Genomic DNA, 13575 nt, shown 5'->3' on the forward strand with positions numbered 1-13575 from the left:
TTAATTACTTTGTTTTTAGGGCTAATTGTTAATTAATGTATTGTTATTTTGTTAATTGGTGTTGTTGTGTTGTTTTTTTAACATATGTGGTTAAGATATATTCTTTCTTTTTGTATTTATGTGTTTGTTATTTTTATTTTTTAATAAATATTTTGTATTTTAATGTTGTTTTTTGTGTTTATAAAGCATATAAATTATTTTTTTTAATATTAATTGTATGGATATTTTAAAATATTAACTTTGATAGCGCATATAGTATGGAGTAAATATATTGTTCACAAAAAAATAAAATAGAATGAAGAAAAAACTACTGTTGTTATCTTGTTTGTTTACTATCGGATTAGTAAACGCACAAGAATCTCAAAAGCGAATTGGAATAGGTGTTTCTCTACCAGATCCAAGCGCTATTTTACATGTGGAATCCACTGATAAAGGGGTGTTAATTCCAAATGTTGTTATTGAAGACCTTAGTAAGAAAGATCCTATTGAAGGGGAAATAAAAGAAAGTTTATTAGTATATAACAATGATGCAACACATGTAGCTAAAGGTTACTACTATTGGACAACGAATGCAAAAGGAGATAGTAAATGGGTTCGAGTAATTACAAGTGATGATGCAAGTGAAATTTTAGGTGGACAAATACAAGAGAAGTTTACAATTGAAGAGAAAGACATTGAAAAATATGTACTTGACACAGATGGTAAGATTAAGCTTGATGCTCAAGGTCAGCCTGAGACAGAAACATTAAAGATTAAAGGTCTTGTTGTTTATGCTCCAGATAAGCTAAAACCAACAGAAGATATTGTCAATATTGATGTTCCTGAAATTGTGAAAGAGTCTCAGACTTTGACCTCTTTTGAATTAGGACATTATCTCTTATACCACTATGATAATGGTAAGTCATACAGAGAACCTTTAACTCCAGAGGAGCAATTAGAATTGAGTACAGTTCAAGAAGGACAGCCAACAACAGAGTTGGAGTTGATCTTTAGAGATGAAAACCAAAATGTACACAAATATGCTGTTAGAGATTTATTAGGAGCTGATAATGAAGAGGTAGCAGCGATTACTAAATTAGAAGTAAACAGTACTTTAGATGGATTAGACTTTACAGATGATAAAGGAACAGAGAAGAAAATTAGCTTAGTAGAGGTAGTTAAAAACTTAGAAGCTAAAACATCTCTTGATATTACAGCTGATGATGAATTGATCTATATCAATGAACTTGGTGGAGGTTCTACTTTCCGTTTCTCCTTGCGTACGATCGTACGTGAGCCATGGAGAGTTGCCGAGACTAACAAAGAAGCTACTTTAAACTCTGAGAATATTTTTACTCAAGGATGGGTAGGAGTAGGAGTGACTGCAGCAGAAGCTCAAGCGGCAATTACAAGTCCTAAACCAGATGAGAAATTGCGTGTAAACGGAAGTATCTATGCTCGAAATAGTTACTATGCCGATTACGTATTTGAGAATTATTTTACTAAAGAGGCTTCGTCTTTAAAATACGACTATAACTTCAAAGATTTATCTACGGTAGAATCATTTATTAAAGAAAACTATCACTTACCAGGTATTACACCTGTATCAGCTCTTGATAAAAGTGGTGAGGAAGGATATTTAATTAATGTTTCAGAATTGTCTATCCAATTGTTAGAAAAGGTAGAGGAACTTTATCTGCACACTATTGATCAACACAAGATAATCAATGAACAACGTGAGCAGTTAAAAATGCAAGAAGATCGTCTACAAGCAATCGAAGAGTATCTTAAACAATTAAAGTAGTACAATAAAAAACAGATATGATTATGAATTATATAAAAAATATAGTGAAACACTTTGCTGTAGTGCTAATGCTGTTTTTGAGTATTGGAGCTTTTGCTCAGGTAAATAAGACTGCAGGTACACGTATTACAGATGTCACTACAGAAAAGGAATTAAACCAGGCAGCTATTTTAGACTTAGATAGCTCTACTCGTGGATTCTATATGCCAAGGATGAATACTGCTCAACGCGATCAGTTAGGAGAGAAGTTATTAGAAGAAATGGCAAATGGAAAAGAGAATACAGGTTTGTCTATTTACAATACGACGACGGACTGTATTGAGTATTGGAATGCTGAGACTTCAAAATGGCGAAGCTTATGTGGTAGCTTACCACCTGCAAAACTGGATTTCTTGGATGGCTGTAGCAATATAGACGTAGATGGATCTATTCAGATTCCGGGTGTACAAGGACCTGCTTGGCAACAAGGGATATCTTTAAATGGAGATCAAAACTTTATTACTATTCGCGTATATGTTTCTCAGATTGGTACGTATCAAATCAGTGCTGATTCTGGTAACGGGTATTTCTTTACTGCTGATGGACAATTTCAGGCAGAAGGAAATTACACTGTAGTATTAAAGGGTATGGGAGCTCCTAAACAAGGATATGATCAAGGGGGTACAGGTAAGAAAGGAGACCAAGTAAAGTTTACTTTTAATGGAGTCCCTTCAAAGAAATGTCCTGATGGAGTTGAAATTAAAGTGGTTCCTGCTGATTTGCGCTTAGAAATTGTAAGAACTACTTACGAAGCAGCAGGTAAATATTACGTAGGTAAAGAGGCAAGTGAAGATGAAGGAAATACATTGACATTACAAGTAGATGTTAAGATACCTGGTACTCCAACTATTAGTGCTGTAAATGAAACATTGGGGATTGGATTTGTAAAAGTAGTGGAGTTTAAGCAAGCTGGTATTCAGGACGTTGTATTGACGCCGATGAGTGGTAAACTTCTTCCAAATAACAATGATGATGCAAGTTATCCTCTTGAGCTTGATATTTCTGTGAAGGAAGCTGATAAGACAACTACAATTAACGGTGCAAAAGCAATTATCAAAATAGAAGGAACAGAAATTTCTTTTGACCCAACTAAAGTTGACTTTGGTCGAGAGCCTATTTACAAGGATTCTCCTATGAATAAGAATCACGTGATAACGGTTCCTGTTAAAGTAATCGCTTCTGGTAAAGCATCTTTATCGCTTAAAAATGCTGAGGGAGTTGAGTTTGAAGCTAAGGATGTGGTGTTTAATAAATTGGACAATCCAAATGAAACGCAGAATGTCGTGTTCACTCCTGTGTTAAATGATAAGAAAATGCCGGCAGAGGATACTTCTGATTTTACAATGTCTGGTGTGGCTTCTCGATTTACAATTACAGGTGATAAGATTATTAAATTTAATCTTGCTCAAAAACCAGTATCTTATACTGTAGATTGTGCTAAGATTAAATCAAACCGTTCAACTGTACCTTATAATAAAGAGATTGGTGATACTTATCACATCATCGTTCCTGTGGATGTTGATGTTGCTGGAGAATATGAAATTGTGACAGAGAACGCTGCTGATGGATTATTCTTTAGTAGTACTGTCAATGGAGTAAAACAAGTATTTCCTGGAACAGGACCACAACAAGTGATTCTTTATCCTGTAAACAAAAATGTTGTACCAGCTAATAAAGGAACTTACGACGTTCGTATTATCAATACTGACGGTAATGCAAAAACGATGTGTGAGGCTAAGTTCAAAGTAAAAGTCGGAAATCCTGATTTGAATATTTTATATATAGGTTCTGATTACGAAGCTGATTTTTATGTATTTGACCGTTATGTATTGCGTGGAAATAAATTTGGAGAGACTGGTAGAATACTTGAAACAGGTCAGTTAAAAGTAGATAAAGTTATTTTGCACTATGCCGATCGTATAGAGAGAAAAGTATTGCAACCTAATAGTTATGGACATGCTAATGGAAAAGCCATGAGAACAGATCTTGCCAATAAAATTAGCACTGGTGATTACAACTTTATTTTCATAGACGGAATTAGCACCTTTAATTATAGTATGGATAAGCAGGTTGCAGATGCACTTGAGCAATACCTGAAAGACAAGAAGGGAATTGTATTAGCGGCTTCATCTCTGTCCAGATATGATGGAGGGTATAGGGCTAGAATGAAAACAATGAGTGCTTGGGGGAATGATGGAAAAACCTATCCTGAGAAGTATGCTCTTCTCGATTTAGTGGTGAAGTTAAATAATAATATAGATTTTGATACTAAGTATTTAAGAATTGCAAATAATGAGAAAGATGTACTTGGTTTCTTAGCTCCAAATGATCGATTGAAGATGATTACGCATTATAGCTATATGCCAGGCTATGGAATTATGTGGTATTTTGGGATGTCATCTTTAGATCTTACAGGAGGAAACTTTATTGCTTTGACAACAGCTACGCAAAACTCTCCTGAAGGAAGTATTGTTATACACAAGGATTACGATTTTATTTTTGCTCCTGTACTTGAGAGTACGCAAGACCGTTTTATGTTTGATTATCTTAAAGTAAGGAATAGTCCTGATTATGATATTATTACGAGAAATGGTCCGGATCACAATAACTATAAAAAAACGTATGATGCGTATATGGGGAATTTACTTATCTCTATCTTCTCTAAATTAATGAATGAATAATTAATAGATAAAATAAAAACTCCTAATTGGTTTTAGATTAGGAGTTTTTATTCTTGGTTATTTCTGTACTTATAGGAATGGCTAAGACTTATCAAACTTATATTTTATGAATAAGATAAAAAATAGTATAAAGCAGCTTGCTGTTGTTCTTTTATTGCTTATTTGTTCTACTGTTTGGGCGCAAAATGAAAAGAGTGTAGGGACTCGTATTACAGATAAGACAACGAATAAAGAATTAACAAGTACAGCTATATTGGATTTGGACAGTTCCACACGTGGATTCCATATGCCAAGAATGAATACGACTCAACGAGATCAGTTAGCTGCTCGGCTAATGGCGGATGAGACACTTGGAAAAGAAACTACGGGGATGGTGATATTTAATACGTCTAATGATTGTATTGAGTATTGGCATGCGAGTACGGGAAAATGGAGAAGTTTATGCGGAAGTTTACCTCCTGCCAAGTTTGACTTTATCACGGGGTGTGAGAATATAAAGCCAAGTGGTGGATTTACGATTGAGGGGATACCTGCTCCAAGTTGGCAGCAAGGTTTTGCTTTAGATCCTACGAAGCACTTTCTTCAAATAGAGGTTTACGTTTCACAGATTGGTACGTACAGTATTAGTGCAGATTCTGGCAACGGTTATTTCTTCTCTGCTGAGGGGCAGTTCCAAGCTATTGGTAATTACACCATCTATTTAAAAGGACGTGGTATGCCTAAGAAAGGGCATCCACAATCAAGTGGTGAAAAAGATAAATTGAAGTTCACCTTTAATGGATTGCCTTCTAAGAAGTGTAATGTGGGATATGATGTAACCATTATCCCAGCATTTTTAAAATTCCAGATTAATAAAGCGACTTATCCTGCACTTGGAAAGTATTACTTCAACGAGGATATGAGTGAGGCTGCTGGTAATAAGATTGATTTATTAGTTAATGTGGATGTTATTGGTACAGCTAAAATTACGGCTAAGAATGATGCGCTTGGGCTGCATTTCTTTGCTGAAAAAGAGTTTACTTTAGACGGGCCAAAACAACCCGTTACTCTATTACCTGTAGCAGGTCATGTCAAACCTTTAAAGAACGACTTAGAGAGTTATGAGTTAACTTTTGAAGTAGATGGTGTTCCTTTAAAAGATATTGATGTTACCATCAACGAAGCGAAAGCCTCTGTTAAGGTGGAGCCTACGACAGTTGCCTATGATGCTACGCAAGTAAACTTTGGCAGTGAACCATTATATCGTGGTACTGCTATTAATGCCAGAAATACGATTACAGTTCCTGTTAAGGTGGTTTCACCTGGTATCACTAAACTAAAACTGACCAATGCTGAAGGAGTGGAGTTTGTCTCTGAGTCACAGACTTTTGTTCGAAATAAAGTGAATCCAGATCAAACGGTACCTGTGGTATTTAAAGCTAATGTGAATGGTATACAAATGCCTTCGTCGCCAACATCTGATTTTACGATTAGTGCTGAGGAAGGGCGCTTTGAAGTGGAAGGTGATAATGTAATCACGTTTAACTTAGAGGTTAAGCCGGTTGCGTACACAATTGATTGTGCAACAATTAGTTCAAGCCGATCAACGATTCTACTCGATAAGGAGATTCAAGACACTTATACTATTATAGTCAAAGCAAATGTAACCGAGTTAGGTGAGTATGAATTAAAAACGACAGTTCCTGTTCAAGGAATTACATTTAGTAGTACCCGTGACGGTGTAAAACAGGAGTTTAAAACGTTAGGTGCTAATGATATTGTGCTGTATGCAGAACAAAAAACTATTGCCCCTCACGATAGAGGTGTAACTGATGTTTCTTTTATAAATAATGATGGTAATAGCGAAACTTTGTGTAACGCTACCTTCCCTGTACGTGTCGGAAATGCTCCATTAAATATTTTATATATTAGAAATGACCGTTATACTGATGATTACGTACAAATGTTAGGAGAGTACTTAAAGAATGATAGGTATTATAGTGAGACTGGAGAACATGTAGAGGTTGGTCCTAAAGTAGTGAAAACGATTGCTGTAAGGACTGATTATAGTTCAGGCTATAATAGTGAGATAGGTGTTCAGCGTAGAGCTGAAATTGTGACTGAATTGAACAAGGGAATTTACAATTTAGTAATTATTGATGGAGGACCTATTGCAGCTGTTGCTCTTGATGCTGCAGTTCACACAGCAATAGAGAATTATATCAACAGCGGTAAAGGATGGTTTGTTGTTTCACAAGAAACGGATATTGCAAGATATAAAAAATTATTTGAAGGGTTTAATAGATCAGATCTTTCACCAGAATCGAGAGGGTTTGGTACCATGTTAATGAAGTTCAATGGTGGAGTAGATACACCTATGGCTGTAATCCCTAATGTTAAGCGAGAGACCACACCAGTAGGATATGCAGTGCCAACGAACTCTCATTTTACGATGATGACGAAGTATGCCTATGTGAATAATTATAGTATATGGCAGTCGAGTGTAGAGCCATTAACTTATGACCTTACAGGTTCACAGTTTGAGCCTTTGACTACTTTGAAAGCTGATCTTTCACCAGTAGAAGCAATGACAATGATTCACAAGACGAAGAAGATAGTTATTTTGCCGATGACGAATGATGTTCAGTATAGAGGATTACTTGATCATTACAGTTATATAAATGGTGAAATGGTAACTGCTAAGTTTAGGGAGTATAATGCAAGATATGATACTCATTACCAAAATTCCTATTTCTTAGGAAACCTATTTACTACTATAATCACAGATTTAATGAAGTAATTTGAACAATTGAATTTAGTTCAATAATAGGACTAAAAGGGCTGTCTCCTCGTGATAAGGAGCAGCCCTTTTTGTTTGTGTACTATTGCCTTTCTCATTTGTTGTGATTGAAATACTTCCTTTGAGTAAAATGTTAGGCAAGAAATAATCTCAAGGTTGCATCTTTAGACGTGTGAATTTGGGTATTCTCATTTGTGTTGAATGAGCTTGGTCTTATTGTGGTTTTCTGTATGTTGTTTATGTAGTTAATAGCTTATTTGTGCTGTGCTATGAGGAACTGTAGATTAAGGCAGTGAGTTTTCATTTACTAAAAGAAAAGAGGTTATCTCACTATGAGATAACCTCTTTATCTATTATATTAATTATATTCTCACTCTTTAATTTACTCGTGTTACCCCACCTTTTTATCCTTGAATAAATAACAAAAAAGGTAAAGTAGGTGACAAAGAAGTAAAGAGCCTCCCGTTAGTGTGATTAGATCAAGTGGAATTATATTGGTCAAGGCTGAAATAAAAAATTAGAGTATCTTGCTAATATTGGGGGGGTAAGTAATAGATACGATGTTTTTATGTTACTTTGTAAATAACAAAAAAGACAATATGAAAGTAGCTGACGAAATCAAATCAATTAATACAAAAGACAAGAATAAAGCAATGCAATTACCTGTGCGCGAGTTAGAGCAGGAAAGCAAAGGGCATTATGTGGCTTTTGTCGATGATGGAGAACACAGTTACGATGTACAATTAACCATTCAGGCTACTAAGATTACAGCATTTAATTGTGATTGCCCAAATGGAGAAACAATGTGTTTACATAAAGCAGCTGTATTATTCGCTATGGAAGAAGGAAAAAGCTCTTCTAAGACAAAATCAGTTTCATCTACTTCTAAAACTAAAAAAAGGAAGTTGACAGAGAGTGAAGAGATCATGTTAGGCTTGGATAAAGAAGCTATTACAGGTTGGTTAGCAGGTATATTTAAAAAAAACAAGTCTTTAGAGCAGTTGTTTTTACTTACTTTCTCGGCAGAGGAAAAACAGTACACGACAGATCAAGTAAAAGAAATTATGGAGCAGACAATAAAGTCTGTTGCAGGGCGTAGAAAAACATTAGAAGGAGCGAATGTCAAGAAGTTAATGGATTTAATGGCTATTGCCTTAGAACCAGTGAATCACTATGTGATGGTTAATATTAATAAACCTATTGCACAAGATATTTATGCTATGGTGATCGAGACGATGACTGACTTTGATAGACGAATTAGGACTTATAGCAAGCGCATAGAAGGATTCTATGTAGAGTATATTGAATGGATGGCATTGACAATTAATAATATACAAGATACAAAAGTATGGGAAGAGGTTATAAGGAATATTGTATTTAGAACTTTTGAACACTTTGTAAATAAGAAGGTAGTGGGCAAAACGTATAACGACCTCTTAGTAAAATACGTTTACAAATCGGCTACAAAAGAACAACAGAAATATATAGCTGACGAACTCATTGTTCATTTACTTTCTACACCTGTAAAACGCCAACAGATGGATTTTACTTATGTATTATTTTTAAAGGAAGTAGCAATAGATCAAGATGTTTATGATAAGGTAGAAGACTTTTTTACTATTGATATTTACAGGAATTATTAACTATATAAACAAAGATAAAAACTATTGCATTTTGTGATATTATATCATACAAAGTTTTTATCTTGTGAGAATAAAACAACAATATTATGTTCAACGCAGAAACTTATAAAAGAAGAAGAGAAACACTTCAGAAAACTATACAAGCAAAAGGTATTTTATTGTTTTTAGGAAACATAGAGAATCCTATTAATTTTGCGGATAATGCTTCCCATTTTAGACAAGATAGTACGTTCTTATACTATTTTGGTATTCAACAACCACATCTAGCTGCTATCATAGACTTAGATGAAAATAAGAGTATTGTTTTCGGAGATGAGATGTCTATGGATGCTATTGTCTGGATGGGAAGACAAGAAACTTTAAAAGAGAAATGTGAGAAAGCTGGTGTAGTAGAGACAAGACCTTATGCTGATTTAGCTATTTATTTAGCTACTGCGATGAGTATAAAAAGGACTATACATTATCTACCACCTTATCAGTCGTTCAACAAGATTTTATTAAGTGAATTACTACATATTTCTATAGCTGACTTTAAACCTTCTGTGCCGATGATTCAGGCTATTGTAGCACAACGTGAAATCAAAGAGAAACAAGAGATTATACAGATAGAAGATGCTTTAAAAGTATCTAATGAGATGCACTTATTAGCGATGCGTATGGCTAAGCCAGGTGTGAAGGAGTATGAGATCGTGAGTGCGATACAGAATGTAGCAGGTAGTCACAACTGTGAGTTAGCGTATAACTCTATTGTAACGATTAACGGAGGCATCCTACACAATCATTATAAGATGAATACATTACAATCAGGTAAGTTATTGTTAAATGACTCTGGTTGTGAGACACCAATGGGGTATGCTTCTGATTTGACGCGTACATATCCTGTAGATAAGACTTTTACACCAGAGCAACGCGATTTATATAATGTAGTCTTGAACTCTTTTGAGGGAGCTAAGGCAGAACTTAAAGCTGGAGTAAAATATAAAAATGTACACTTAAAAGCCTGTGAAATATTAGCGGAGGGGTTAATCGACTTAGGCTTTATGAAAGGAAATGCACAAGATGCTGTAGCTAATCATGCGCATACGATGTTCTTCCAATGTGGATTAGGACATATGATGGGATTAGATGTACACGATATGGAAGATTTAGGTGAACAATATGTAGGATACACTGCTGAAGAACCTAAGGATACAAAACAGTTTGGTATTAAGTCATTGCGTTTAGGAAAAGAATTAAAAGCAGGACATGTACTAACGGTAGAACCTGGTATTTACTTTATTCCAGAGTTAATCGAGATGTGGGAGGCAGAGAAGAAATATGCAGAGTTTATCAATTACGATAAAGTAAAACAGTTTGCACACTTCGGTGGTATTCGTATAGAGGATAACTTCCTAATTAAAGAGGATGGTTATCAATATTTAGGACCAGAGTTGATTAGAACTGTTGCAGAGATAGAAGATTATAAGTCTAAGTATTAAGAAGCTATTTTTATATTTAATATTTAAGCCGATAAGTTAATTGTTACTTATCGGCTTTTAGTTTAACTTATATTATAAATTAGTACTATAAATAAATTGCATATGTTAGATATAACAAATGGAAATATAGTGTTAGAAGAATTTAATTCTGTCATCTATAAGGGGATGCAATTAGAAGAATTAAAACAAACAGACTATTATAAGGCTAAATACGATAGTTTTAGAGATGTCAATACAGGATACTATTGGTATGGTTTTAATCCTTTAAATTGGGAAGGGTATCAAGTACGGATTAGTATTTGCTTCTTTGAAGATACGTTAGAGAGTATGTATATATACACGATAGATGATCTAGATGCGAAGACTTGGGATGATTGGACGGAGAAGAAAGAGATAGCAGTCTTTGAACGCAATAATGCTTTTATGCGTAAGTTATCTGGTCAGAAAGGAAAGAAGAAGAACTCTCCTTATCCTCAGTGGAGTGTTGCTTTTGATTGGGGAAGGCTGTGGTCAGTATATGATCCGAGAAGTGCAAGTAGTATATCAGGGCTGTCTTATAAAAAGTAGATTAGTTTTTTTATAATTAATTGAAATAAAGCTTAGTAATATGATAAAGATAATTAATTGTTCAAAATAATTATATATTAATAATGCCTGATTTGAGTAATAATGTCAGTGGTTATTGCGTTAGTACTATGCATACATAGTATTTTAAACCAACCTAATCCTAACGCCATGCATTACTACCAATTACACGATCAACTCAAAAAGCTTTTTAATACAGAAGATGACTATATAAAAAGTGAAGAGTTAGATATTGAATTCTTTAAATACGTTTTTGAATCTACACAAGCAGCTAATGTACTATGTGGTTCAGATAAATTGTATTGTGATGAACATCATGAGAGTTTTGAAGATACTTTTTGTAAGTTGATTACAGACACAGATCACTTATTAGATATTTCTGATTATAGTGTAGAGGAGAATAAGAAATTTAAGATTATTGTTTTAAAGACATTAGAGCAAGAGGTATCAGGAGAAGCGATAGTGATGTTTCATGGTTTAAATGAGAAGAAATGGGATAAGTATTTGCCTTGGGCTTATGAGTTAGCAAAACGCACTAAAAAGGCTGTAGTATTGTTTCCTATAAGCTTTCACATGGATCGAGCACCTCTTGAATGGTCAGATCGAAAATTGATGTTTGAAGTAGCTCAGAAAAGGGCAATGCATTGGCAGGAGAATTCAGATACGAGTTATGTCAATGCAGCTTTAAGTACGCGTATGGAGGCTAATCCACAACGTATGTTTTGGTCTGGTTTACAGACATACTATGATTTTATACAATGGGAGTCTCAACTAAGAGAAGGTAAGTTCCCTAGTCTTTCTAAAACAGCTTCTATTGATTTGTTTGGTTATTCTATAGGATCGTTTTTATCTATTATCATTTTGATGGCTAATCCTAATGGAATATTGAATAATACTAAGTTAGTGTGTTTCTGTGGAGGAATGACTATTGATAGAATGTTTCCTGTATCTAAGTATATCATGGATGGTAAGGCAACTATTATGATGCAAAAAGTGTTTGCTCAATTATTAACTACAAAGTTTATAGCAGAACCTCGTTTAAATCATTATCAAAATAAAGAGTTACACCCAGGAGAAAGTTGGTTTAAAACAATGCTTCGTTATAATCATCATCAAGAAGAAAGGGAAGTTCGCTTAAAAGAATTAGAGAATCAGATTTACTCAGTCAATCTAAAGAATGATGAGGTAGCTCCTGCGGTAGAAGCTTTAAATATGCTTAAAGGACCTTATAGAGATATACCTATTGGGGTAGATATTCTAGACTATCCATTTCCATATAATCACATGGTTCCTTTTCCTTTAACAATTAAAAATGCTGAAGAAGTAGATACACATTTTAATCTAACAATGGCTAAAATGGCAAATTTTTACTTAAAGCGATAATCTTGTAAACTCCTTGTTGTCATTGGGTTTGAGTATTGGTTTTAGAAGCGAATGTTTGAAAAGTATAAGAAATAAATAAAAAATATTTGTCGAGGGTATGAAAATAATACATACATTTGACCTATCAAATAAACAATAAAAGACATGTATCTTAATCAATTACATCATCGTCATCATTCTACTTGTACTCTTACGAGCTGGTAATGATATGGTGTATTTGAATCCAAAATATCTAATTATCCCGTTTGAGTAAATCAGACGGGATTTTTTGTTTTTAAGCATATTGCTATTTTATATTTCCTATTGATTTACTCAAACATTATAATCTAAAATATGATGAGTAAATTAAAAATTGCAATCCAAAAAAGTGGACGTCTTAGTGAGAAATCCCTAGAATTATTAAAAGAGTGTGGTATTAAGTTTCCCAATGGTGGAGGTAAACTAATTGCCGAAAGTAAAAACTTTCCTATTGAAGTATTGTTCTTGCGAGATGATGATGTAACCAAGTACGTCGAACAGCAAGTAGCTGATATCGGTATCGTGGGAGAGAATGTTTTCATTGAAGCTAATCTTTCTGTGAATGTTTTAGAATACTTAGGCTTCGGAAGTTGTCGTTTAAGCTTAGCTGTTTCAAAAGAAGTAGATTATCCTGGGATAACATACTTCGAAGGAAAAAAGATAGCTACTTCATATCCATTCATTTTAGAGAAGTATTTGAAAGAGCAAGGAGTAAGTGCTACTATAGAGTTTATTTCTGGTAGTGTTGAGATTGCCCCTAGTATTGGATTGGCTAGCGGTGTGTGTGATATCGTGAGTAGTGGATCTACACTGATGTCTAATGGGCTTAAAGAAGTAGATAAGGTACTGGATAGTCAGGCAATACTAATTAGTAATAAAGCTTTAAGTATTGAGAAACAGGCGCTGTTAGATAAACTCTTGTTTAGAATAAAGTCCGTTTTAAATGCAAAAGAACGCAAGTATATCTTATTGAATGCGCCTAACGATAAGTTGGAACAAATCATTTCAATATTACCAGGTATGAAGAGTCCTACTATTCTTCCATTAGCTGATGAAGGATGGAGTAGTTTACACTCTGTCATCCAAGAAGATCAGTTTTGGGATATTATCGATGAGTTAAAAAACTTAGGAGCAGAGGGAATTCTTGTAGCTCCAATAGAAAAAATGATTTACTAAACTAAGAAGT

8 protein-coding genes are annotated in these 13575 nt (G+C 34.3%); all 8 read left to right on the plus strand.

The features are described from left to right. The first annotated feature begins 295 nt into the window (after window positions 1–295). The 8 genes from AABL85_RS08840 to hisG all read left to right on the plus strand — a co-directional run bounded on the left by AABL85_RS08840 (window position 296) and on the right by hisG (window position 13565). Entirely contained in the window at window positions 296–1783 is a 1488-nt protein-coding gene (locus tag AABL85_RS08840) for a hypothetical protein (RefSeq protein WP_341309840.1), read from the plus strand. Between the two features lie 23 nt (window positions 1784–1806). Further along, window positions 1807–4503: a hypothetical protein gene (locus AABL85_RS08845; RefSeq protein ID WP_341309841.1), complete on the plus strand. Its 2697-nt coding sequence runs from the start codon at window positions 1807–1809 to the stop codon at window positions 4501–4503. A 106-nt stretch (window positions 4504–4609) separates the two neighbouring features. Beyond that, a complete protein-coding gene (locus AABL85_RS08850; RefSeq protein WP_341309842.1) occupies window positions 4610–7282 on the plus strand; it encodes a hypothetical protein in 2673 nt (890 codons plus the stop codon). Window positions 7283–7881: 599 nt separating this feature from the next. After that, complete coding sequence (locus AABL85_RS08855; protein WP_341309843.1) at window positions 7882–8925, plus strand: hypothetical protein; 1044 nt, start codon at window positions 7882–7884, stop codon at window positions 8923–8925. An 86-nt stretch (window positions 8926–9011) separates the two neighbouring features. Next, entirely contained in the window at window positions 9012–10403 is a 1392-nt protein-coding gene (locus AABL85_RS08860; RefSeq protein WP_341309844.1) for an aminopeptidase P family protein, read from the plus strand. Window positions 10404–10505: 102 nt separating this feature from the next. Next, the gene (locus tag AABL85_RS08865) at window positions 10506–10970 is read left to right on the plus strand and encodes a hypothetical protein (RefSeq protein WP_286395518.1); all 465 of its coding nucleotides are present in this window, start codon (window positions 10506–10508) and stop codon (window positions 10968–10970) included. Between the two features lie 108 nt (window positions 10971–11078). After that, on the plus strand, window positions 11079–12371 hold the full coding sequence (locus AABL85_RS08870; RefSeq protein ID WP_341309862.1) for a DUF6051 family protein: 1293 nt from the start codon (window positions 11079–11081) through the stop codon (window positions 12369–12371). Window positions 12372–12707: 336 nt separating this feature from the next. Beyond that, on the plus strand, window positions 12708–13565 hold the full coding sequence (gene hisG / locus AABL85_RS08875) for an ATP phosphoribosyltransferase (RefSeq protein ID WP_258204727.1): 858 nt from the start codon (window positions 12708–12710) through the stop codon (window positions 13563–13565). Window positions 13566–13575 lie beyond the last annotated feature (10 nt).

Origin of the sequence: Myroides odoratimimus (assembly GCF_038039805.1) — a bacterium.
Classification (GTDB): Bacteria; Bacteroidota; Bacteroidia; order Flavobacteriales; family Flavobacteriaceae; genus Flavobacterium; species Flavobacterium odoratimimum_B.